Genomic DNA, 22,989 nt, shown 5'->3' with positions numbered 1-22,989 from the left:
AAAGGATGCCTATGCTGAAACAATTTAACGAAGCGCGCGCTTTCCTTGCAGCTTTTGCTGCTCCTCGGAGGCTTCCGGAGCCAGGGGCCCTGGAGCTGTCCGCGAGTCTCTACGTTGAAGCATGGCGAAGACTGAAGCAGAACAGAATCGCTTGTGTATCCCTGATCTTTCTCGTTCTCATGGCCCTGGCTTGTTTCACAGGCGAATATTTTCTGCAGTCGAAATGGGACGAAATCAACTTTGTCCTGGAAGCCACGCCTCCTTCTTTCGAACACTGGTTTGGGATCGATGATCTGGGTCGAGACCTGCTCGCCCGCGTCCTCTATGGAGGGAAAATTTCTCTGAGCGTCGGCCTGATATCCACCACGGTCAGTATGCTGATTGGCATCAGTTACGGCGCCATTGCCGGTTACTTTGGAGGTTGGACCGATCGGCTTATGATGCGCTTTGTCGATTTTCTCTATTCCTTGCCATATTACTTCATCATAGTTCTGATTATGGTGTTCTTTTCAGTCAGCAGTATTTATCTACTCTTTATCATCCTGGCACTTTTTCAATGGCTGGGCATGGCCCGTCTTGTGAGGGGGCAGATCCTCTCGTTAAAGGAGCGTGACTTTGTGTTGGCGCTGCGGTCCTGTGGCGCTTCCCATACCCGCATTATCTTTCAACACCTGATTCCGAATACGCTCGGCCTGGTGGCTGTGTATGCAACCCTCACCGTTCCGAGTGTCATGATGCAGGAAGCATTTTTGAGTTTTATCGGCATTCCCTTTCAGGTGATAGGAAGTGATGGGATTCAAAAGCCCGTGGCCAGCTGGGGAACGTTGATCAGCGAAGGAAGTCGGGTGTTCGAGACCGGGCCTTGGCTGCTCGCATTTCCATCTTTGTTTTTTTGTTTAACCCTCCTGGCCATCAACTTCCTCGGCGATGGGTTGCGCGATGCCCTGGATCCGAATATGAAAGTTTGAGGATTCCCGTATGCAGGCTTTGCTGAATGTCCAGCATCTATCAACGAGCTTCTCGACCCCTGCGGGATCGTTGGATGTCGTGAAGGATGTTTCCTTTTCGATTCGAACTGGCGAAGCTGTCGGTATCGTCGGTGAGTCAGGGAGTGGCAAAACCATGACCGGTCTTTCCATTCTCGATTTGGTGCCCCGTCCCGCTGGAAACATCAGGTCTGGTGAAATCCTGTTCAGGGGGCGCGATATCCTGCAGCTGCCCAGCCAGCAAAAGCAGCAGCTGCGCGGCAATCGGATCAGCATGATATTTCAGGACCCCATGTCCTCACTGAGTCCGTTCTACACGGTAGGCTCTCAGATCACCGAAGCAATCGCGGTGCACCAAAAGCGCAGCAAAGCCGAGCTGTATCAGCAGACCTTGGCTCTGTTACGGGATGTCGGGATCACTGAGCCCGAGCGTCGTAGCAGGCAGTTCCCGCACCAATTTTCAGGTGGCATGCGCCAGCGCATTATGATTGCCATGGCTCTTGCCAATGATCCGGACCTTCTGATTGCCGATGAACCCACAACGGCTCTCGATGTCACGATCCAGGCGCAGGTGCTTGAACTTTTGGCCGATAAAATGCGGGCGCGGCAGGACATGTCCTTGCTTCTGATCTCGCACAATTGGGGAGTTATCTCTGCGCTGTGCGATCGCGTCATTGTTATGTATGCTGGGCGCATCGTTGAAGAGGGCGCGACCGCTGAGGTCTATGCACGGCCGAAACATCCCTATACTCAGGCCCTGCTTCGTTCCATCCCACGCTGGCAAGCCCCTGCCCTTGATCGTTTGCCCGTCCTCAGTGGTCAACCGCCGATGGCCAGGGTGGATGGTCCAGGCTGCGCCTTTGCAGAACGTTGTGAACAACAACTGGATTTATGCCATCACCACTTTCCCCCAGAAAGGCTGCTTCATGATCATCGATACCGCTGCTTCAACGGCCAAGGGCACGTCGATGATAGCCCATGAAGGTCTGCTTGATGTCAGACAAGTCAGCGTACGCTATCCTCTTGCGGGGCGAACTGGATATACTGCTGTGGATAGAATTTCGCTGACTCTGGACCCGGGTGAAACACTGGGTATTGTCGGCGAGTCTGGCTGTGGAAAAAGTTCCTTGGCCCGCGCCCTGCTCAGATTGATTGAACCGCAGGAAGGTGAAATCTGGATCTGTGGTGAAAACATTCTGCAAGCCGATCGAAAAGCCGTAAATAGAATACGTCGCCATATTCAAATGGTGTTTCAGGACCCCTCGGCGAGCCTTGATCCCAGGCAAACGATTGCCAGCGCAATTATGGAACCCATGCGCATCTATCGGCTGCATGCAAGCGAAACCCAGTATGAGCAGCACTGCATAAAACTTTTGGAGCAGGTTGGATTAAGTCCTCGGCTGCGCTTTCGGTTTCCTCATGAATTTTCTGGAGGACAGCTGCAAAGAGTCGGCATTGCCCGTGCGTTGGCACTTTCGCCTAAGATACTCGTGGCAGATGAACCTGTATCATCCTTGGATGTATCGATTCAAGCCCAGGTCATCAACCTTTTCAAAGAGCTGCAGGAAGAGCTCGGCCTGGCGCTGATCTTTATATCTCATGATCTATCGATTGTCCGCTTTCTGGCCCACAGAATTGCCGTGATGAATCAAGGCCGCATTGTCGAATTGGGGCGAGCGGAACAGGTCTGCGGTGCACCGACGCACCCCTATACAAAAGCTTTGATCCGCAGTATTCCTCATGCGGATCTCGGCCAGCGAATGAACCATGCTCCTTTGAAACGAATGGACACGCACTTATGAACGACAATGAAGATATGTTTTCGCGCATCCTGGAGCAATACTATCCGAGCATGACGCCTTCGGAGCAGCGGATTGCTGATTATCTCATTCAGTATCCGCATGAAAGCATAAGGATGAGTGTGGCCATCCTGGCAAAAGTGGCAAAAACCAGCGAAGCTACGGTCGTGCGTTTTGCCCGTTCATTGGGATTCAAGGGATTTTTGGAGATGAAAGCCGAGCTGCAAAGGCGAGCCAGCCGCGAGCTTGGAATTCCCCAGAGGCATTCTCAAGCCAATCCTGAGGAAGGTAAAAATCTTCTATGTGCGATTGCTGATCAGGAACTGGCTAACATCGATCGGACTTTGGCTCAACTTTCGGTGGCCAGCCTCAGGGCCATGTCCAAGTCTTTATGCGAAGCCAAAGTTGTTTATACCTTGGGTTCTGGCGCCAGTGCCATGCTCGCTCAGATGGCCACCTATCAGCTGACCCTGCAAGGCAAAAGATCGATTTTCCTGCGACAGAATTTCAACAGCTTTGAGAATCAACTCCGATTGGCCCAAAGTCCGGACGATATCCTTTGGCTGTTTTCATTTCCGCCCTATAGTTCAACGGTTATTGCGGCCGCGCAGTTTGCCAGCAGTCTGGGTCTGACATGCATTGCGATCACCGATCGCAGCGTCAGCCCTCTCGTACCCCTGGTGAGCACGGCGCTCTATGCAGCCAATGATAATATTTTTCCGTCCAACTCGTTGACAGCCAGCCTTCTGCTCATTCGAGCTTTGGTGGCCGAATGGGATGCCTTCAGGCTCAAGAGTATGAAGAACAATGAAGACGGCACGGAACGCGATCTCATCCGTTTTGATGAAGATGGGCGTGATCAAGCCTGGTCGTGAACAATTAAAGAGCACGAGGAAGGCCGTACCCATGCAGTCTGTTCAAGGGCGGAGCAGCAGGGTTGTCCTGTGCTGCCTGACTGCCGATAGCCTGACCCCCCGCCCGCTTGTGGCCGAGGCCGTCTCCGCGGCCGGACCTGGATTTTCCCTGATAAATCGCTGTTCGCCTCGACGATGAGAAGGGCAGGGGAAAGGCTCTGACCACGTTTTGAAGGGAGAATCTAGCCATGATCAGCGCTGTTGCCGAGGGCATGCAGAAGACTCTGGAGAACCGCTTCCAACATATCCTCTGGCCACTCATCCACCTCATCACAGACACCAATGGATTGGACCGGAATGCTCGATGAACGCATGGGAGACTTTATGGACATACTCCCTACAGTGTGCATAAGCTAAATATAAAGAACCAGCTCACGATGTAAATTTCCTGTTACAAGCTGTTCACTTTCAAGACGGAAAAAGCTTCTTTTAGTAGTAAGGAAGGATTTTTTGATCGTGCTGTATAGGCAAGCATCACTTGACAAATCTCGCTACGGGAGCGGTTGAAGAATATTGAACGATGATGCCCTTGAAGGACTGATGGGCCTGGAATTTTTCTTCTCATGAATTCCCGTCGAGTCCATGCCAGCCGATTCATCTTGCAATTGCATAGATGTTGGATAATCTCAGGAAATATGCTTTTCGACATTCTTTCCGCGAAGAATCTGCTGCAAAAACATTCAAGCCAAGCGCATAAGGGATCACGAAATGCCTTTCGAGAGGTTTCGCGTTGCTGGAATATTATTACTGATATCGATATACGGAGCTGCATCCTGTCAGTTCAAGCGAGAAACAAACGTACCGGTTTCAAACATGGCGACCAAGAGCGGGAGTTCTCACTTCATGTGGCGGGGAAACGCCGAACGCAGGTTGCAAACATGTTCTGGACGATTGCGAGAGTTCGGGCAAACAATCTGGGCCCCAATTGTAGCAGAACGCTGCTATGGCTGTCATCAGAGTGGGGGCGTCGCACAAAAATTCGGTGCACGTCTCGTATTTCGGAACCAGATTGAAGCGGACTCACTGAACACAAATTTTCAGAACCTGCGTTCGATGGCCTTGGATCCCAGTGATGTGCTGCTGAAAAAACCGACGCTGCAAGTTTCCCACTATGGCGGTGAAGTCCTGGCGATTGACAGTCCTGAGTATGTTGAGTTGCGTGAGTTCGTCGAAGATTCCCGATCTGGCGACGCCGTTGACAACTGTCCGATCATAGAAAATCAGGAGATTCTGCAAAATTCCCAGGCCTACAGTCTCCAAGGGGTCCTGCGAAAAGCTGCTGTGAAACTCGCCAACCGACTGCCACATCAAGCGGAGATTGAGCAGCTTGAAAAAAATGGGGCTTCCGGACTTGATTCTGTTTTGGACGCCTTGCTGAGTGAACCTGCTTTTTATGACAACCTCATGGAGACCTATAATGAGCTCCTGGGTACAGACTCGTTTCTGGAAAATCTCGAGGCCCTGTACGCCCTGCGGCCAGAAAACGTAGAGCCTTGGTATGAACCGCGTGAAGCCTGGCCGAAGCAGGAGGACTACTATCGAGCCCAACGTGATAGCAACGAGGCGTTGGCGCGAAGCTCGCTGCATTTGATTCGCTACGTTGTCGAGGGCAACCGGAGTTTCAAGGAGATACTCAATGCCCCGTATAGGGTCGTGAATGCGTTGGCTGCGTGCACGCTGAACATCCAGGATCAGGTAAAATTTTCATATCCGGTGAACTGCCGGCCTGACGAAGGACATACGTATAAAGCCGATGAATGGAGAGAGTACGTTCCAGGCGATCACCACGCGGGTGTGCTGACCGATCCTATCTTCATGCGGAGGCACCCCACGACATCCACGAACAGGAACCGGCATCGAGCCAATGCCATAACCACCAGTTTTCTAGGCATGAATATCCTGAACTTTTCCAAGTCACGACTCCTGCCTTCCGCTGCGAGTGAAAAACAACCGACCATGACGAACCGGGCCTGTACCGTCTGCCACGCGGTCATGGACCCTATAGCGGGTTCAATCCAAAACTGGAACGAGTATGGTGGCTATCAAAACCCTTCCTGGTACAAGGACATGTTCGCACCGGGTTTTGCAGGCGACGCCATGCCTGCTGATCAGACTACGGATGCGGTGCGATGGCTTTCAACAAGGATTCAGGACGATCCTCGTTTCGCTATGCAGACTGTTCGAACCATGGCTCACATGATTCTAGGGGTCGAGTCTGTTGAAGTGCCTCGCAGCGTGGACAAGGATGCCCCTCACCAAATGGAATTGTATCTGAATCAGGAGCAGTCCTTTAAAAAATGGTCGGAGGCTTTCGTCGCGTCAGGTTACAATTTGAAGGCCCTCATTAAAACCATCGTGAAGGATCCCATCTTCGCGCTTTCCAACCCTGGGAATGACGCCAATGATCTGGAACGTCTGCTGTCCAGTCACTACCTTCCTGCAAAAATATTGAGTCCTCAAAAGCTCGATCGGAAGATCCTGCAACTTCTGGGTCGGGGGTGGACCAATAACAATGGGGAATCACTCCTTAAGGGAGAATTCTACCACTTTTACGGAGGGGTAGACTCGAAGAGCGTCATGAAAAGCCCACCTGATTTCAGTGGACTCATGTCACAGGTGAGTCTTCGAATGGCGAGCGAAATGTCCTGTCGTGTCGTTCCTCATCTCTTGAGTCAGGACGAAAGCGTCCAACTCCTTGAGGCCAAGGCGAGGCTCCTGCCCCTTGCTTCGGCGATGGATGAACCTCATGAGGATTTGGACCGTATGAAACTTAGCCTGCAAAAACTGCGATTCCAGCTTCTCGGCGAGGAGGTAAGCCTGGATAGCGCCGAGGTGAGTGCTGATTGGGAGCTCTTTCAAACCGTCATGAACGAGGTCAAGGGGGATCCGAAAAAACAGATCCTCAATGGAAACTGTCAGGTCAAAGTTCGTTGGGATGCGCAGCCACTGCCGTCCGAAAAACATCTGACTCACGATCCAAAAGGCATTGTGCAGGCTTGGTCAGCGGTCTTTGCTGTTATGCTTGCCGATCAAAAATTCCTGACGGAATAAGGAGAATGACAATGGATCGTCGTGATTTCTTAAAACTGGCGGGTTCCTGTGGTCTCATGCTGGGTTTGGATAATCGTCCTGCTCAATCGCAGAACAACTTCCCAGGGCCTTTCTGGGTTTCCATCTTTGCCGAGGGCGGATGGGACCCTACGTGTTTATTCGATCCCAAGGGACAGCCAATCAACAGCTATGGCGCCGGTGAGATCAGGCAGGAAGGCGTTTTTTCCTACGCTCCCTACAAGGGCCCGGCTCGAAACGTCTGGAACCCCGTCACCCAGCAGGAAGACGGACAGGATTTCTACGATAGGTTTTTCCAAAAGTACAAAAATGATCTTCTGATCGTTCGTGGGATCGATATGGGAACGTTTTCTCACGAAACCGGACGTGCCTATGCACTGGCTGGGAACCTGGGACAATCATGGCCCGCATTTCCAGCGATGGCTGTGGCCTGCACGCGGCCTGACCTGCCGATGGCTTATATGAGTCAGGGCAATTACCCGGAAACGGGGGGACTGGTAGCGGCCACTCGTATCGGTTCGGTACAGGGCTTTATCACAAATCTCCAGAGGACCTCGGAGCCCAACCTTGTGCACCCAGGCGGCAACGATCGCTTTATGAATGACGACCTTTGGAATGGCATAATCCGTCCCGCAATGAACGCCCGCACGAAAAATTTATCTTCTTCTTCGTCGTCCACGCCCCAATCGCGGCGAGCCAGCATTCTTCATGCCGTACGGACCAGTCCGGGAAGTCTTGGTGGCCTGAACCAGTTTTTGCCTGAAGGAGGTTTAACAGACTGGGGGAATCCCTTGTTTGCTCAGATCGAACTTATGACGGCTGCTTTTAAAGCAGGAGTCGCAGGCGGCGCCAGTGTCCAGCTCAGTTCCTTTGATACCCATGAGAATCACGATCAATGGCACTACCCTATGTGTGACGACCTGCTCCGCGCCATTGACTATCTTATACACAGGTTGGACCTTCTGGGCCTAAGGGAACAGGTTACCATAGTCGTCTCCTCTGAGTTTGGCCGTACGCCTCTCTACGATAACGGCAGCTCGGGCTACAACGATAAAATGGGGAAGGATCATCACCCCATCTCAGGCATGATGCTGATGGGACGAGGTGTGAAAGGCGGTCGACTGGTTGGGGGAACCGATGACAAAGTTCTTCCGCTTAAAGTTAATCCCGCAACCTTGGCCCTTGATGATGTGGATGGGATCATCCTGAGACCGGAGATGATCCATCTCGCATTAAGAAGATTCGCAGGGATTGAAACGAATCCTTTGTTGAATGCGTTCGTCCTTGATGCTCCGCTTCTTCCTATTCTGGAGGGCGCTAACAAAGGATCATCTTGATCCAGGCAGGATCTCGTGCTTTCGACCGGTGTGAGCCTGCAAGACCTTGTTGGGCACGGAAGGCGTTCAGAGATTGCCTTCCCGTGCCTCATCAAACCCGTGGTTGGACTGCTTTTTTTCCTCGGAAATCCTATTTTTCAGGAGGCCATTCTTTGAACTTGATCGCGGAGAATTCTTCGCCATATTCAAAACCGCTTAGGGGACCGGAGCCGATGCTGAGTGTGGATCCGAACAGTTGATAGTAGACTTGGCCTCTGTTCAAGCATTCCAAGTCTTTGCAGCCTAGCACAGTGTTGCTCATCTCGACTCCCTCCGAATTGCGTCGAATAAATGCCTCCGGATCCGCTGCGGCGAATTTCACCTTCCCCACGCCGGCGTTTGCAGCATCGGGAAGCAAATGCAGCGAAATCCCAGGCTTCAACTCCGCAGTCGTTCCTTCCGAACCAAAATATTTTCCGACTTCCGCGGCAAATTCCGGATAAGGTCGATCGAAGACCTTCACTTTCATTTTTGGATTGTCATTGACCCATGCATCAAAGGTTTTTGAAAGATGCAGGAGGTTGGCTCCAATGACCCTGTCTTCATCCTGATAATTGTACCTGCGAGATTCGTAGAGTCCGCTCGCATATGAAATGGAGTTTTGTAGAATTCCAAACGTCTGCGTGCTTAAGTCGAAGCTCAAAGTCACACTGGCATTTAGATCCAACGTATGGTCATCCTTGGAAAAACTCACTTTTACGCAACGGAACATAAAACTGAATTCCGTGTCGAAGGCGGAACACCCCTCAAGGTCAAGGCTCAGCAAAGCTTCGGGCAAATAAGTCTTCCGATAGTCGCTGAAAAAGCCTTTCAATCCCTCTTCTGTCGCCTCCCAAGGAACGGCTCGAAGCGAGCTGAATTGAAAGTCAGATCTTGCCAGGATCTGCTCTTCCATAAGATCTGGCTTGGGGTTGGCTTTCTTATGACTCGTGCAGGACAGGGCGAAGAGCATGGATATGCATACCGCGACAGCGTCTCTTTTCATCTCGGCCTATCCTTTCCTACAGGGGAACGACTCGCATGGAACTGCAAAGTCAGTGCCACAATATTCAGTATTAATATCAGGTGTTTATTAACAAGGTCGGTGAAAAACAGTCAGATTACGAAGAAATCTTGCGAGTCGAACAGTGACCCAGAATGTGGTTTGGGATCCTGGCGAGCCTTCGTCTCATTGCGCGAGGTCCACGACTATCCCCACATTCTGCCCCTAAAAGTTTTGTGGATCATTTAATTCCAGCCGCAGCAGACGATCATTGTGCTCATCAAGCTTCAACCAGAGATTCCTGTGCTGATCCAGATAACTGCCATTCATATAGTAGTTGAAGCGCTTTGGGAAAATCTCGCTGAATTCGCTTCGAACCAGGATGAGCCGCCAGTCTTGACCATGTCCCCGATAGATGCCGTCCACCGTCACGAGCACATAATCCTTTTCACCAATTTCATGAGCAGAGAAATAGGACATGCCGAACAGCGGCTCGACGGATGTCACAAGCCACTCCTCATTTCCATTCTGCCGATCATTCAGGATCAGCTGTCCTTGCATCGTTTGAATCAAAGTCTTGTGTGCCGTCACAGGAACTAACATATCGATATCCGCTGGCCATTTCAGCGAGGCAAAATCAGCGATTTGCCAAATCCCCAGTTCTTCGTCCCAGAGCCATGTGCCGCCCTGTTGAGCTCTGGCAAAGACGTGCCCTCCTACGACGCGGACGCCTTCCTCGATGATGAACGCCGCTGCTTCAGGCAAGGGCGCAGACTCCAATTTTTTGCCATCAAAGCTCCATACGTTCAAACTTTCAGGTTCAAAGATCCAGACGCGATTGCGGTCATCAGGGCTGGTGGCCAGCTGCAGACCTTTGGGACGGCCCGCCGTGGTCAGGAGAGGAAAATCGATCAAGGCTGGGCAATGGACGCCTCGCAGGTCGCTGTAACAAAAGTCACCCGTGGTGCGACGCACGATACTCTGCAGCTGACCCTGTGCCGCCAAAGGCTGGAATTCCCAGCTGTTCTGGCTCCACTTCGCCAGGCCGCGGTCGCTGACCGCTACGATTGGCCCGGACGGATCGTCGAACCAGATGCTTTGAACCGCCGAACTCTGCGAGGGTCCGACAAGGTTCTCTCCGGTTCCAAACGCGTTCCATGCTCTTTTCTTATAGGTATAGAAGCGCGAATGGGCTTCAGCGGGTGATTGCGCGGCAAACCAGAGCGTGCCGGATCCATCGTCTATGATTTGCGACCACCTCTGCGCATCGAGTTTGAGATTGAACCAGGTGATGGGGATAAGTTCCAAGGTACCCGCGTTCCAAAAATGGATGTTGTCATGAGACCGCATGAGCAGCTGCTGGCCTCCCAAAGGAAAAGCCTGGACATCACCCGGTTTGAGGCCCAAGGGCCTGGACGGCAAGGGATCAAAGGCCTTCTTGTCTTCATTCCAGACATAATCCTGGAATAAAAGCCCTCCGGCATATCCGAGCTGCAGGCTGGGTCCCTGGGGAAAACGGTCCGGGGCCTCATTGAAGGCCGGAATCGCGACCGCATGGTAGGCGTCGTTCTCGAAAAAACCGAGTTGCGCCTGGACCCGCTCGCCTGAGATCTTGCTCTGCAAAACCCATAGGCGATGTTTTTCATCAAAGATAATCTTCTGTGCCGGGGGCGACTCTGCTAACTGGATTTGCTTCCATTCCTCACCGGCCCGCCTCTGCCAGATGCCTCTCGATCGGCAGAGGAGCGCTTCCGTTCCATCGTGCGCGACAGCATAGACTCGGCGGTAGTTGTCACGCAGGTCCATCGCGAAATCGATGGCGCACGGTGATAATTCCATCTCCTTCCAGGCGCCTTTGCTGAAATGCACCGATTTCCGCGAGTTGCTGCAGATAAAACCTTCCTGCGGATGCACATTCAACGATCGATGCTGAAGATCGAGCGTCAGTTGAGTCGACAAGCAAAGCGCAGTCGCCTCATCAGGGTAATGCGCTGCTATTTCCCATGTGGTGCCATTCCAACGACCGATCACCACTTTCCTTTGGGTCGTACCTGCAATCGGGGCCGCGCCGAAACCATAAACTTCGCCGTCCGCTGTTGAGATCATTTTTAAGGGACTCAAGCCAGACTGCGGTCCCATATACGACCAGGCTCGAGTCGATCGATCCCATTTCACAAGATGCTGCGCGGACCTTGCTAGAATCTGATCCTTGAAGCGCACGATATCCAGTAAATCACCTGGTACGGAAGGCGAAAGACCTTCGAAATTCGCTGGTGCTGGCTGAAATCGATGCGGGTGGATCCAGACAACCTGGACCGCGTTATCCTGCTGACCAGCACCATCTTCAGCTCGCACATGCAAACGCAGAAGATAGGAATCCGCTCTTTGATTTTTCCAGAAGGACTTAAGGTCCAGATTCATGACCTCATCACACCTTCGGTATTCATCCAGCGTCTGCCCCTCGCAGCTCGTTGAACGGCAGACCACATCCTGACCCGGCAGAACGGATTTGCCTTGCACGAGCAAATCAACTTTACACTGCAGATTCCGCCTGAGATCGGAGTCCCGCCTTTCCGCATGCTGAACATCGATCGTGGCCTGGATCATTTCAAGGGCTTCGTGCATCACGGGCATCGCTTGACGCCAGCGCTGCGGTACCCAGGTGACCTGAAGGACCGGCGGTTTTTCCGCGATGATCACGCGCTGGCAGACGGGTGTCGATTCACGTCCGGCTCGATCACGAGCCAGCAGAAAGTAGTCATAGACTCCCGGATCCTCGGCAACAGCATTGTGAGCGGATTGAAAGGAATTTCGCTCCAGGCAGCGTGATGAAGCTTGGCAGGTGCTGGACTCTGGCAGATGATCTTCATCCGAGCTGCGTTTCTCGCGACAGTAATGGAGATCCTGAAAGGGAGCGGTGGTCCGCCAGGGCAAAGCCTGGCCCGGTTTCAGTACGGATTTTTCACCGATGATCCGGTTTTCCGCGTCCTGTACGCCCGGTGGCGCTCTCAGAACATAAAGAGGGCAATGGCTGCGGGTAACGGGAATTTCCTTGTCCCAACCATCCTCACTGCTCTCTATAGTAAATGAAATCTCATAGGCGCCTTCGTCAAGGTCCCGGACATCCAAATGAGCGGGCAGAGCTTCGTTACGACCATACTTTTTTTGAAACAACGGAATAATTTTGCCATCGCTTGATCGCGAGGCGTTGACACGGAAGCGAAAGGCGTCCAGAGCTGAATGGGATACCTGGAGCAGAAGGGGCAATGTGTCCGCCCCAAAAAATCCCTCGTTAGGGCAGATGATTTCAGCACGAAAATCCTTGCTGTTGGAGGCCAGTCTCAGGTCGTGCAAGCGCCCCCCTTCCTGAAGCAATGCCGATACGTCCGCGGAGGCATGCATTTCCAGGTTCAGGCTGTGAACCTGCAGGACACCATCTGGACTTGGGACTTGAACGCAGCCCTTGGAAGAGAGCGACAACGAGTTGGCTTGGCCGTCGTTACGCAGAAATCGCGCCATCGTCACGGCGCGCTCGCTTTCGGACAAGGATTCACCCGAAGGTTTAAGGATCTTGAAGGCATAAGCATCCGAATGAACACGCTGATCCCAGCCGCATTGAAAACCCGTATCCTGAAATGATTTGGAAAAACGCGAACAAGCGCTCATCCAGAGCAGGCTTAGGACTCCAAGGACCAAAAAAGGAAAGGTGCGCATGCTTGGTTCCTTGTCTAAGGTCATCAAGGCCGGACCATCGGGCCGATCCAGTTAACTACCCATTCAGGGCGAACCCACCATGCTACAATCGCTCGTCTTATTCAAGATGTTGTTCGTGTTCTCGTGCTGAAGAAAGAAAGCAGGATCCTAGGTCATGCTGATGGACTGCGCGAAGATGAAGTCCTCAGGACCAGGGAGGAAGGCCGGCAACAACAATACTTCATTTTTTCCGCAGCTTTTGCTCCCACGACTTTTGCCTAGAGCTCGCTGCCTAGAGTGATCCCAATCCGGGACGGGATCCATGGTATTCACGGCCATTGTTGTTTTCCTCGATCGCTTGTTCATCACATAGTTGTTTTCCTTGCTTCCTCATTCCCACTTACGCACGCACTGATCGCGTTCGCGCTGGTAACCCAAGGCACAAGGAGATTGATCGAGGTCTGGTGCTTGGGCATTTGCTGTGATGGTTTTTCCGATCATATAACCTGCGCCTACCCCGACAACTCCTGCTGTTACGGGAGAAATTCCGCTTGCGGGCTTGGGCTTGGTGTAGACAGGGGGCGCATAGCTTGGTGGAGTTGTATTTCTTGCTGGAGGCGGCGTTATTTTGGGGCGTGAGTATGACGAAGTTGGGGGAGACGTTCTTCCGATAGAGCGTCCTCGACCCGCTCGTGCTTCCAGGGCTGTCGAAATGAAAAGACTTGAAATCAAAATGAAATAACGCATCCTATTTCTTTCTACGTTACTGGTTCGAGTGTTCGAGCATCGGCAGAATCCAGATCTGCTGGTGCATATAACATACATGCTATGGAAATTGTAGAAAAGCAAAGCAGTTCATGGTTTTTTCGTCCTCGGTCGGCGCCACTATGGAGCTTATCCAGCCAAGGTCAGATATTCTACGGTGCGAGTCGCAACGTTCTCTTGTCATGAAAGACAAGCGGGTATTCACGTCTTACGACGCCCGGGGACGATCGAAGAAATTTTCAAGTGACTGGAAGGTCTCACCATGCATTCGGTTAGGCAATTAATCAAAAATAAGTCTGTATTCATCACAGATACGCAGGACTTCCAGCTTGAGAGGTCGCCTTGTCAGTTTTGAAGTGCTTTTGATCCTGAGCCATTCTCTGGCACGCTCATACACGGCGTAAACTGTTTCCCCGTTCTTTGAAGATAGCCATTGAATGCCATCGATCCTTTTATATTCCGAGTAGGGATTGTGATAAAAGCGCCGTGCCCAGGCTTGTGTGATGGAACGTCTTTGATACTCGTCAAGAATGCCCTGAAAGGTTCCGGCAAGGAGAGGGCCATCTTCCGTCAGATCCAAAAGTTCCAGGTCGCGTAGAACTTCCACCTCAACAAAGATGCGATCTGACTTAAGAACCCCGTTGACGGAGTAGTCGGTAGGATAGGACGTCAGACAAGTCTCTGCAATACAGCTTCTGAGGCTACCGCCAAGGTAGCAGATTCCATATCCCTCATGTTCCTGTGCTTCCCCTGCAGGATGATGATCAAATCTGCCTTTGGGGCCCTTGGGATTAAACAGAGAGCGATACCAATCAGGTGAGCCCAAACGAAAAAGGCTCATTCCCGCTGGCAGTCTGAAGTATCTTGGCTGGACATTGAGGTTCGAATGAGGAGGTTCGGGAAGGCCGCCCTGACCATGCTGGGCATTCACTCGTGGCCACCTCCGAGGCTTTGCGCAAACTCGATCACTTCATCAACACGGCCGCTGCGCAAAACGTCAATAGGCTTTAGACCTTCAAAACCGCCCCATGGACGGCTGAGCCACAGAATCTTCATTTCATCACTTGAAGCCGATTCCATAGCCTTCAACACGCGATCAAGGCCCTTGACCATTCGGTCCGACGCCGAAAGATCAAATTGCCAACGGGGGATGAAATGGTCACTTCCATCCCGAAGCGAAATTATCTTTCCACGGTTGATCCGCATCCGCAGTGCATGAGAGCTCAGTTCCAAAAGTTCAGCAGCCTCTTCAAACGTCAGGCAGCCCGACATAAGTTCACGACGGCCAACAGCCTTCCGCTCTTCATTGCGAATCCAGAGCTGGCGTTCTTCATCAGATTCGTGATCTGCCGTGTATTGCGAAACGAGCTCATCAACGCTTCGGAGAAGGGCCTGCTCCTCAACGAAGGAAAGTCCTCGCAGCCGGGCGCGTATACGTTCCAGAAATCCATCGCGTTCAATTTCGCGGACTCCGCTTGTATGTGCCATGCCTTTCCCCCCCTTATTGCCCTTACGGTCAGCTGCCATAATCTCAGCCTCCTTCACATCTTAATCCTCTTCGGCATAAATGTGAACAATTTTAACAGTATTTTTTGAACAAAATGAACAATAACAATATTAACATGTTACATATTCAATAGCATGCTTTGTGACGCCAGGCATGGGTTCAATCTCCCTGGCTGCGGCAAGGATATGTAACCTCAGGGGCGACAAATCCCGATCGCTGTCTTACGATTTCCCATCATTCCGAACCCTTATTGACGAGCTGCCATCAGTCCTGGCCGCGTGACTCGAAGGGAATAGCAAATTTCGAGGATAGAGGGAAGCCGGAGAAAAGCCTTTCATAGCGCCGAATGAAGTCGAATAATTCATCTGGCAGCTCACATCTAAATCGTTCATATGCAGAAGCCATTATACTCTGTAGAAGCTCCAAGCATTCGATGACTTTATCGGCCTGATCATAAGGTAACTTTGCTAGAGTTTGATAATACTGCGTCGTCAATTCCTGAATGTAACCCACACAAGGACCGTCAGTCAGTGGCCTGCTGTTGTCTATTTTGGATACCGAATCTCTTACGCCGGATATTGTTGAAACATTTTGCGATCTAATAATTGATGAATTTAGTGATATGGGTTTAGAACCTAACGGAGAACCTACTTCTCGCGGACTCGAGTTTGAGAGTCTAACCGAACTGCAGTAAATAAGCCAAAAAGGCCAATATTCGCCCGGCTCTTTATTTTGCAGTATTCTTCTATCCACCGCGTCTGGCTCTTAAAGGAGGCATACATGATGAAGAAGCACTTGCCTTGGATTTTGCTGGTTGTCCCGCTCGTGATCATGAGCGCCGCCAATATCATAGCCTGGCCCCATCTCCCGGATCAGATTCCCATCCATTTCAATCTTCAGGGCGAGCCTAATGACTGGGGCAGTCGCGGCATGATATGGCTCCTGCCCGGCATTTATTTCTGGGTCGCAGGCTTTCTCCAGCTCGTCACCCTGCGTTTGCCGGGATCCAAGGAAGTTTCCAATCAAACGGCTGTCAACTGGATCGCAAGCGGGATCGCCGTCCTCTTTCTCTACCTCTACGCCCATGTGCTTATGATCTCGCTTAATCCCGGACGGGACCAAAACGTTCCGTTCATGACCTGGGGTCTTGGTATTCTGACCCTTTCCATGGGAATGGGACTCAAATCCTGCAAAAGAAACCATTTCATTGGGATTCGGACGCGGTGGACGCTGGCATCCGAGGAAATTTGGGATAAGACCCACAGTCTGGCCAGCCGCCTTTTTCTGAATGCAGGAACCTGGATGACGCTTTTTGCGTTCTATCTGAACCTTTTCGTCTGCCTGGGAATCATCGTGGCGATCTGCCTTTTCACAGGCTATTGGTCCTATCGCCTCGCCAAGGCTTCTGAAAGCAGATCCTGATATGCAAAGTCCAAGCAGTGGCGGTGTCTCCGCCTCGTGATCCTCGAGCTGCTGGCAGCGGAATTCAGGGCCTACCGCAAGGCTTATCGCAGAGTCAGCAATGAGAAGAGGCCCATCCTTGCTGGTTACCTGCAACTCAGAAGTGCCAGCGTTCCCGTCACCCAATCGACTGCTGAAGCGACTGCCCCAGCAATAAAGTTTGCCGCTGCTTTCGATGGCACAGGCATTATAGTAGGTTGCCGCAACAGTCTCATAGCTGAAATTTTTGCTGATCGGAACAGGATCAACCACAGTACGGGCCTTGGTGTCCCCATCCATGTAGAGTCCCCAACTCCCGTGTCCCCAGCTCCAGATCGTTCCTTTGTCGTCCACGGCAAAGGACGTTTTATAGCCCGATGTGACTTTCTTGAATTTCGCGGGCGCGACTTTACGCATCGGCTCGGACCCTGTCTCCCAGCAGTAAAGATCCTGATGCCTGTCGATAAAGCAGTCTTGCTGACTCATGCCAACGGAGGCGGAACTTGCTTCCGATCCTTACAGGCCCGGCACCCGTTGAAGTTTCATGTCATTGCTTGAATCACGGCAACCGACACAGAAAACCCGGCCCTTGTCTGAGATGACAAAATTTCCTTCCTTGAGGCTTGCCAAAGCCTCCTTGTCTGCGGCCCTGTCAGTTCCGTTCTCATTCCCCGCGGGACCCGGATCCTTCGGAGCCTGAGGGCCAGCGTCTACGTCCCGAGGAATTGCCGTTTTTGCAGCTACCAACGGTGAATTGTCAATATCCGCGGATGGCGGAACAAATTCACCGCAACTCACCTAAGAATCCATCGTCAACAATTGTCTTGACAGTGACGGCTTTTTCCCGGTTTATCCAACAATTTTATTCCACTACCGATTGACATGGGGGGGCTTAGTGCAATATTCGAACGGCGCTTTTGTCTTGGTTGCGATGGTTCCATTCTGTTGTTATCTGGAGGGTTAATCTTTGAACAGAAAATTCCTAATCACGTGTTTGCTGGTTGTAGGCTGTAATGGTAGTGACAAAGGCTCTGACCGCGAGCCTGGCGAAAACGGACCTTCAGGACGCTCTAACGTCACTTCTGAATTGGGGGATTTTCTTCCGGCCGTTGATGGCAGTGGCTCGTTCTCGGGTCAGAAGAACTGGATCGGCAAATGTCAGGGAGATGACGCAACAATTTTGAAGATGCGTCTTTCGAACAATGTCTGGGCCCTTAGATCCGAAGACGGTGGCAATTCCATTTCGAACAACCGATATGAGGCCAAGGGAAGCACTGTTACATTCTTTGATAAATTCATGGATGAAATGGAATGCACTCTCATAAAGCAGCCCTTTTCAGTCCTGGATAAGACGTCAAACGCCCACCTGGAGTGCACGAACAATATGTCGGCCACGAGTCCATTTGCCGACTGCGTGATCCTTGATTTCATCCCCGAGGAAAAGACATCGGTTCCAGGCCCAACATCAAGTGACTTCCCGAAAGGAACCTGGCAGGCGACCTGCGAGAAGGGTTCTGTCCTTGGAAAAGTGGATCTGAATTTTGGCGCTGAAGCGGTCACAATGAGTGCGGAAGCCAGTGGGACTGGTATTTTCCTCTTGCAGGGCCAGTCGATCCTTTTCACGGATAACCAATCGTTCGATTACACGATAGCCGATGGCAAGATAGATATCTTCACGGGTAACACCCGCAGCGCTCCCTTGAGCTGCAGCTTGACCTCGAGTGGAGATATCTCCTGCCAGATGGGTATCTATATAGGCATACTAATGGAGAACAGCAGTCAACCCATAACTCCGACCTGCCAGAATCCAACTTTCAAAAAGAAGAGCTAAACGTTCCGGGATCAGCGAAGGAATGCTGATGCCTTTAAGAGCCGCCCTGGATGAAGTTGCCCGATCCAAAAATTCAACAAACTGCCTTGTCCACTGCGTACACGTTGAACACCTCGATCATCCTTATCCAAACGAAATTATTACATAACTTACTAGCCAGCAAATTGCACTCTCTCGCGGTAACTCCCTGCCGGAGGTGCAATATTGTGCCCGGTCGATGGTCTTTCATGCGCTATCAAGTCATCATTCGGCAACATATGGATCTATAAATGCTTAAGCAGCTGAAAATTTTGTACTTTTCTGCAGTCTGGCAAACTTTTCGAAAACTTGCCTTCTGCGGAGTGCTCGTCGCCTCACACGACAGCGTTGTGAATCAAAGAATCTCGCTTCAGATTCTCGGCCAGGCTGCCATCAATCCTATCGTGCTGGTCTTATACCTGCTGCTTCTGCTGAATGCGGTCGCGGGCTGCTACGACATTTTATTCCACTTCCGTCAAGGCTCTCAGGGAAGTCCCCGTCACAAGAATACTTGCGAAATCGAGAGGCCTCTTACTAAAGCAACGTCGCAAATAGAAGGATGACGGTGTGCAAAAAGATCTTCTGAGTCCCAGTCTCCGTTCCAATTCAGATGTAAGTCATGGGTTGTCCATACAATCTCAGTTCATTGTCGGATTCTTTGGCGGACCTTTCATGGCGCTACCATATCTGGCTTTTCATAGCCATTATCAGGGAAAGTTAAAGCGGGATAGTATCCTCCTGATCGCAATCGGCCTGCTGCTTGCCGGATTGATATACGGCGTAAAGCTTTCCGGTATCGAATCTGAACATCCTTGGATCAGCAGGCTTATCTCGCGAGGGAGTGGTGTGTTGATGGTGGCAGTTTATTGGCTGTTTAACCGGCAGAATCAGAAGAGTATTGAAAGCTTTGAACGTTATAAAAGTCCCTGGAAGCCGGCCCTTATCTCGGCGCTGATTGGACTTCCGCTGCCGTTCCTGGTGAATTATATCATCAGGACCCGTCTATGAGCACCAGTATCAATTTCTTCAAAATCGAAAGGTTGATTGAACTGGGACGCTTTCACGAGGCTGAACGCTCGCTTGTGGAAGCTCTGCAGGATGATCCTGACCATGCTGAACTCAAAATTCTCGCTGCCAGGTTGCAGTACGAAAAGAAGGAATTTAAGCAGGCTCTGAACACTATCCAGGAATGTCTGGCATCCGATCCAAACGACGACGAAGCGCTTCTGCTCAGGTTTCAAATCCTGAATGAAATGGAGCAGTATGCCGATGCCGAGCGGGACATCATCGATTTGCTTCAGCAGTATCCTTTGCGAGGTCCACTCTGGGCGTCCTATGCATTGCTTATGCTCAAAACCGGTCATACGAAGAAGGCAGGTAGTCTTTCTCAGGAAGCCATGAGGCTGGATCCGGAAGATTCGTTTTGCCTCCTGATTTATTGTGTGGTCCAGCTGGTTCAGGGTTCCGACCAGAAAGTGGCTAGTGCACTCGAGGAGCTGATTTCGAAAAATCCTGAATATGAACCAACCCTGATGCTGCTGGTTGCCAGCCTGACCCAATCCCATAGGAAAAAGGAAGCCTTCGCTCTGGCGAAGCAGCTGGTTCAGATGAACCCTCGAAGTATTTCTGCTGTGGATGCAGCCAAGGATCTGGCCCTGCACAACCATTGGAGCATGAAGCCTTTCTGGATCTTCAACCGTTTCGGATGGGCAGGGTCCATAGGTCTATGGGTTGCGTTCGTTGCGCTCATTGGTCTTCTGGAGAAATCAGAAAATTCCTCCCTACTCAGTCCTCTCACGTATGGCTATCTTGGGTTCTGCCTGGCAAGTTGGGTATGGCCACCACTGTTGAAAAAGTGGATTCACCATAAAGGATTTCGCTCATGACACGTAACGATATGGAAATGCGCCTTCTTACTGATCCGTTCAATCTGGAGTTGCGCTTGGAACTCGCGAACCTTTATGTGTCTGAAAAGCTTTATCGTGAGGCCAGCGCGCAATATTCCATTATTCTCAGCCAGAATAAAGCGCATGCGGAAGCGCTGGAGGGCATGAGGATATGCCAGGCACAGTTAGAGGCTGAAAGTGGCTCTGCCCGACCTCAAATTCCTGTAAAATCTGAAGAATCCCATGTACCAGGCAGACTCGCGCTTGTTCATGATCGTGACGAGAACGACGGTCGCTCAAATATCGTGAGCCTTCATCAGGCAGCGAAGAAAGAATCGGTGAAATTTTCAGATATCGTTGGCATGGCGGACCTGAAGGACACCTTGCGCCTCAAAGTCATCGAGCCCTTTAAAAACCCAGGACTTTTTGCCAGGTTTTCAAAGAAGCGGAGCGACGGCATCCTGCTATATGGCCCTCCCGGATGTGGCAAGACTATGTTTGCCAAAGCGATCGCACACGAATGTGATCTCGAGTTCATTTCTGTTGATATATCGGACATCCTCAGCATGTATGTCGGGAGCAGTGAAAACAACCTTGCACGCGTCTTCGAACGGGCCCGAGCGAGCACACCCTGTGTTCTATTCTTTGACGAGCTCGATGCCCTGGCCATTTCACGCTCGAAGGTGCAGTCCCATCATTCACGCACACTCGTCAATGAGCTTTTGAATCAGATGGACGGAGTCGGAAAATCCAATGACGATATCCTGATCCTCGGCGCCACAAACATGCCCTGGGACATTGATGCGGCAGCCAAGCGCCCTGGGCGATTCTCCCGTTTAATATTTGTTCCTCCACTCGATCTCGCCGCAAGGCGCGAGTTGTTTAGGCTCAAGCTCCATGTAATCCCCACTGAGGCGAACGTTGATCTGGATCAATTGGCCCAGGGATCAGAGGGTTTTTCAGGGGCCGACATTGACGGACTCATCGAGTCAGCCAAGGAGCGTGCGCTTCTGGATATGATCAGGAAAAGTAGCGAGAGGCCCATTTCCATGGCCGATCTGCTGGCAGCCATGGATGAGGTCAGTCCATCCTGCCAGGATTGGATGCGAGTGGCTGAAAATCTAGTGAAATTTGGTGGAGTGGGGTCTGGATATAAGGACCTTGCTAAATACTTGCGAGGCAGATAGAGATCGAACTCGCCCGCGCATCTTATAACGAAAAAGACGCTCAGCCAACGCGCTTGAGTTTCTTCAAGAATGACAACAATGCGAAGCGCCAAGAGGCTCTTCATGCACTGGGGTGGCAGATATCGATTGAAAAAATCGATCAAGGGATTCATAGAGTGCTTCAAAAGCTCGCGGGTCACGCAGTCCTTTTAACATTCCATAAAAGCCTTCATGCGCCATGACAATAAAATATGCTGCTGAACGTGTATCGACGTCCGCTCTGATGAAGCCTGCTTTCTTCGCGCGCTGAAGATGGCGATTGGTTTCATCGATCCAAAGGAGAAGCGCAACCTGCAGCCTGTCGCGAAATCCAGCATCAATCGGTGCCATTTCCTGAACGAGATTATTAAGCGGACAACCGAGCTGTAACTCTTCGGGTGCTGCGCCATCGATCAGTACTTTGATTTGATTCAGGATGCCTGCAAGAGGATCTTGAAGGGTATCGAGTGGGGATATCCAGCGGTCGATGATCATCGGCTTAATCACTTCGTCTACAAGAGCATAGCCAAGATCTAATTTTGTGGGAAAATAATGGTAGAAAGCGCCTTTGGTGTGAGTTGTCTTTTTAACAATGTCATCAACACTCACACCTTGAAAGCCACGGGTAAAGACTTCCATGAAAGCCGCGTCGAGAATATCTCGACGCGTCTTTTCAAGATCCCTGATGCGGGTCGGCTTTGGCTTTTTCCTGGCTTTCAAATTTTTGACCATGGCAGCGAAGACCTTGGCTTTATTTGCCGTCAAACGCCTTTTGAAGTTTGACGATATCCAACTGTTTCATGCTCATCATGGCTTCCATCATGCGAGCGACCTTCTCAGGATTTTTATCTGACGCCATCTTCATGAATGCGGCGGGGACAATTTGCCAGCTAACATTCCACCGGTCCTTGAGCCAACCGCATTGGGACTCTGTTCCGCCGTTTTTGATGAATGCTTTATATAGGCGGTCAGCATCGGCGTTGTCATCGCAGATAGCCATGATGGACGCGGCCTCTGTTAGCTTAAAATGCGGTCCCCCGTTTAGAAGCATGACCTCGTGCCCAGCGAGATTTACGGTGACAGTCAGCGGTTTTCCATCCCGCATTATTGTTTCTGTTACTTTAGAATTCTTGATAAGCCCTGCGTAAAACTCAGCTGCTGCCTCTGCACCAGAATCAAACCACAGGCAAGTTTGTACTTTAATGTTGGTACCCATGAATTCTCCTCAATAGTTACTTGTTGGATGCTCATTTGATCGAAAATGCCAAAAAATTGCTTTCTGTATGAGATTCCAGGTTACATACCATTTAGTATGTAAGCAACTGTAGCTGAGTTTTCCCTGTGATTTTAGGTTGGTACGATATCACACAGGTCGTTGATCGGTTTGATGCGACTCCACGCGCTCATACTGCTGGAGCTGGGACATGATGCCCAGTCCAGCCGCTGTTACAGGCGACGCGATCAAGTGATTGGAATCAGTCTGGAACGCGGTGTTCCTCGCAGATGATGTCTTCTTCA

18 protein-coding genes and 1 pseudogene are annotated in these 22,989 nt (G+C 51.2%); 11 read left to right on the top strand and 8 right to left on the bottom strand.

Features of this window, described 5'->3' with window-relative positions; genetic code table 11:
- The first annotated feature begins 11 nt into the window (after nucleotides 1–11).
- From VE954_RS26915 to VE954_RS26900, 4 genes are read left to right on the top strand one after another with little or no spacing between them, the layout of a single operon-like run.
- Nucleotides 12–968 (top strand): ABC transporter permease, encoded by a 957-nt coding sequence (locus VE954_RS26915; protein WP_324958706.1) that lies wholly within the window; start codon nucleotides 12–14, stop codon nucleotides 966–968.
- A 10-nt stretch (nucleotides 969–978) separates the two neighbouring features.
- Nucleotides 979–1,968 carry an ABC transporter ATP-binding protein gene (locus tag VE954_RS26910; protein WP_324958703.1) on the top strand — a complete coding sequence of 330 codons (990 nt, stop codon included), beginning with the start codon at nucleotides 979–981 and terminating at the stop codon, nucleotides 1,966–1,968.
- Entirely contained in the window at nucleotides 1,913–2,788 is an 876-nt protein-coding gene (locus VE954_RS26905) for an ATP-binding cassette domain-containing protein (RefSeq protein WP_324958701.1), read from the top strand. Before VE954_RS26910 ends, VE954_RS26905 begins: the two co-directional genes overlap by 56 nt.
- Nucleotides 2,785–3,660, top strand: a complete 876-nt coding sequence (locus tag VE954_RS26900) for a MurR/RpiR family transcriptional regulator (protein ID WP_324958699.1) — start codon at nucleotides 2,785–2,787, stop codon at nucleotides 3,658–3,660. The genes VE954_RS26905 and VE954_RS26900 overlap by 4 nt, the downstream gene beginning before the upstream one ends.
- A 221-nt stretch (nucleotides 3,661–3,881) precedes the next feature.
- Here the strand turns inward: VE954_RS26900 and VE954_RS26895 are convergent, their stop codons facing one another.
- Nucleotides 3,882–4,013, bottom strand: coding sequence for a hypothetical protein (locus tag VE954_RS26895; RefSeq protein ID WP_324958697.1), 132 nt, complete (start codon nucleotides 4,011–4,013; stop codon nucleotides 3,882–3,884).
- 529 nt (nucleotides 4,014–4,542) lie between these two features.
- Between VE954_RS26895 and VE954_RS26890 the strand changes: the two genes are divergently transcribed.
- Entirely contained in the window at nucleotides 4,543–6,750 is a 2,208-nt protein-coding gene (locus VE954_RS26890) for a hypothetical protein (RefSeq protein WP_324958695.1), read from the top strand.
- Nucleotides 6,751–6,761: 11 nt separating this feature from the next.
- Nucleotides 6,762–8,105, top strand: a complete 1,344-nt coding sequence (locus VE954_RS26885) for a DUF1501 domain-containing protein (protein WP_324958694.1) — start codon at nucleotides 6,762–6,764, stop codon at nucleotides 8,103–8,105.
- 130 nt (nucleotides 8,106–8,235) lie between these two features.
- Here VE954_RS26885 and VE954_RS26880 read toward each other — a convergent pair whose 3' ends face one another.
- The 4 genes from VE954_RS26880 to VE954_RS26865 all read right to left on the bottom strand — a co-directional run bounded on the left by VE954_RS26880 (nucleotide 8,236) and on the right by VE954_RS26865 (nucleotide 15,072).
- Complete coding sequence (locus VE954_RS26880) at nucleotides 8,236–9,129, bottom strand: hypothetical protein (protein ID WP_324958691.1); 894 nt, start codon at nucleotides 9,127–9,129, stop codon at nucleotides 8,236–8,238.
- 222 nt (nucleotides 9,130–9,351) lie between these two features.
- The gene (locus VE954_RS26875) at nucleotides 9,352–12,840 is read right to left on the bottom strand and encodes a hypothetical protein (RefSeq protein WP_324958689.1); all 3,489 of its coding nucleotides are present in this window, start codon (nucleotides 12,838–12,840) and stop codon (nucleotides 9,352–9,354) included.
- Between the two features lie 1,024 nt (nucleotides 12,841–13,864).
- A complete protein-coding gene (locus VE954_RS26870; RefSeq protein WP_324958687.1) occupies nucleotides 13,865–14,425 on the bottom strand; it encodes an RES domain-containing protein in 561 nt (186 codons plus the stop codon).
- A gap of 86 nt (nucleotides 14,426–14,511) precedes the next feature.
- The gene (locus tag VE954_RS26865) at nucleotides 14,512–15,072 is read right to left on the bottom strand and encodes a hypothetical protein (protein ID WP_324958685.1); all 561 of its coding nucleotides are present in this window, start codon (nucleotides 15,070–15,072) and stop codon (nucleotides 14,512–14,514) included.
- Nucleotides 15,073–15,871: 799 nt separating this feature from the next.
- Between VE954_RS26865 and VE954_RS26860 the strand changes: the two genes are divergently transcribed.
- Nucleotides 15,872–16,513 (top strand): DUF1648 domain-containing protein, encoded by a 642-nt coding sequence (locus VE954_RS26860; protein ID WP_324958683.1) that lies wholly within the window; start codon nucleotides 15,872–15,874, stop codon nucleotides 16,511–16,513.
- 186 nt (nucleotides 16,514–16,699) lie between these two features.
- Here the strand turns inward: VE954_RS26860 and VE954_RS44435 are convergent.
- Nucleotides 16,700–16,831, bottom strand: a pseudogene (locus VE954_RS44435) (hypothetical protein); the annotation flags it as partial.
- Nucleotides 16,832–17,498: 667 nt separating this feature from the next.
- Between VE954_RS44435 and VE954_RS26855 the strand changes: the two are divergent.
- The 4 genes from VE954_RS26855 (at nucleotide 17,499) to VE954_RS26840 (ending at nucleotide 21,453) form a co-directional block, all read left to right on the top strand.
- A complete protein-coding gene (locus tag VE954_RS26855; protein ID WP_324958681.1) occupies nucleotides 17,499–18,362 on the top strand; it encodes a hypothetical protein in 864 nt (287 codons plus the stop codon).
- 690 nt (nucleotides 18,363–19,052) lie between these two features.
- A complete protein-coding gene (locus VE954_RS26850; protein ID WP_324958679.1) occupies nucleotides 19,053–19,388 on the top strand; it encodes a hypothetical protein in 336 nt (111 codons plus the stop codon).
- Complete coding sequence (locus VE954_RS26845; protein WP_324958677.1) at nucleotides 19,385–20,266, top strand: tetratricopeptide repeat protein; 882 nt, start codon at nucleotides 19,385–19,387, stop codon at nucleotides 20,264–20,266. The genes VE954_RS26850 and VE954_RS26845 overlap by 4 nt, the downstream gene beginning before the upstream one ends.
- Entirely contained in the window at nucleotides 20,263–21,453 is a 1,191-nt protein-coding gene (locus tag VE954_RS26840; RefSeq protein ID WP_324958675.1) for an ATP-binding protein, read from the top strand. The genes VE954_RS26845 and VE954_RS26840 overlap by 4 nt, the downstream gene beginning before the upstream one ends.
- 63 nt (nucleotides 21,454–21,516) lie before the next feature.
- On the opposite strand, the gene VE954_RS26835 is transcribed toward VE954_RS26840, so the two are convergent.
- Both VE954_RS26835 and VE954_RS26830 read right to left on the bottom strand, forming a co-directional pair.
- On the bottom strand, nucleotides 21,517–22,236 hold the full coding sequence (locus VE954_RS26835; RefSeq protein WP_324958672.1) for a TetR/AcrR family transcriptional regulator: 720 nt from the start codon (nucleotides 22,234–22,236) through the stop codon (nucleotides 21,517–21,519).
- On the bottom strand, nucleotides 22,223–22,687 hold the full coding sequence (locus VE954_RS26830) for a VOC family protein (protein ID WP_324958670.1): 465 nt from the start codon (nucleotides 22,685–22,687) through the stop codon (nucleotides 22,223–22,225). The genes VE954_RS26835 and VE954_RS26830 overlap by 14 nt, the downstream gene beginning before the upstream one ends.
- Nucleotides 22,688–22,989 lie beyond the last annotated feature (302 nt).

The sequence above is a fragment of the Oligoflexus sp. genome, from assembly GCF_035638955.1.
Classification (GTDB): domain Bacteria; phylum Bdellovibrionota_B; class Oligoflexia; order Oligoflexales; family Oligoflexaceae; genus Oligoflexus.
Note: the sequence above shows the minus strand (reverse complement) of the source record. Positions and strands in the feature narration are given on the sequence as shown.

Excerpts from the sequence above, each read along its gene's own strand:
- VE954_RS26915 (WP_324958706.1), top strand. The coding sequence starts at position 12 with ATGCTGAAACAATTTAACGAAGCGCGCGCTTTCCTTGCAGCTTTTGCT.
- VE954_RS26910 (WP_324958703.1), top strand. The coding sequence starts at position 979 with ATGCAGGCTTTGCTGAATGTCCAGCATCTATCAACGAGCTTCTCGACC.
- VE954_RS26905 (WP_324958701.1), top strand. The coding sequence starts at position 1,913 with ATGATCATCGATACCGCTGCTTCAACGGCCAAGGGCACGTCGATGATA.
- VE954_RS26900 (WP_324958699.1), top strand. The coding sequence starts at position 2,785 with ATGAACGACAATGAAGATATGTTTTCGCGCATCCTGGAGCAATACTAT.
- VE954_RS26895 (WP_324958697.1), bottom strand. The coding sequence starts at position 4,013 with ATGCGTTCATCGAGCATTCCGGTCCAATCCATTGGTGTCTGTGATGAG.
- VE954_RS26890 (WP_324958695.1), top strand. The coding sequence starts at position 4,543 with ATGTGGCGGGGAAACGCCGAACGCAGGTTGCAAACATGTTCTGGACGA.
- VE954_RS26885 (WP_324958694.1), top strand. The coding sequence starts at position 6,762 with ATGGATCGTCGTGATTTCTTAAAACTGGCGGGTTCCTGTGGTCTCATG.
- VE954_RS26880 (WP_324958691.1), bottom strand. The coding sequence starts at position 9,129 with ATGAAAAGAGACGCTGTCGCGGTATGCATATCCATGCTCTTCGCCCTG.
- VE954_RS26875 (WP_324958689.1), bottom strand. The coding sequence starts at position 12,840 with ATGCGCACCTTTCCTTTTTTGGTCCTTGGAGTCCTAAGCCTGCTCTGG.
- VE954_RS26870 (WP_324958687.1), bottom strand. The coding sequence starts at position 14,425 with ATGAGCCTTTTTCGTTTGGGCTCACCTGATTGGTATCGCTCTCTGTTT.
- VE954_RS26865 (WP_324958685.1), bottom strand. The coding sequence starts at position 15,072 with ATGGCACATACAAGCGGAGTCCGCGAAATTGAACGCGATGGATTTCTG.
- VE954_RS26860 (WP_324958683.1), top strand. The coding sequence starts at position 15,872 with ATGATGAAGAAGCACTTGCCTTGGATTTTGCTGGTTGTCCCGCTCGTG.
- VE954_RS26850 (WP_324958679.1), top strand. The coding sequence starts at position 19,053 with ATGGCGCTACCATATCTGGCTTTTCATAGCCATTATCAGGGAAAGTTA.
- VE954_RS26845 (WP_324958677.1), top strand. The coding sequence starts at position 19,385 with ATGAGCACCAGTATCAATTTCTTCAAAATCGAAAGGTTGATTGAACTG.
- VE954_RS26840 (WP_324958675.1), top strand. The coding sequence starts at position 20,263 with ATGACACGTAACGATATGGAAATGCGCCTTCTTACTGATCCGTTCAAT.
- VE954_RS26830 (WP_324958670.1), bottom strand. The coding sequence starts at position 22,687 with ATGGGTACCAACATTAAAGTACAAACTTGCCTGTGGTTTGATTCTGGT.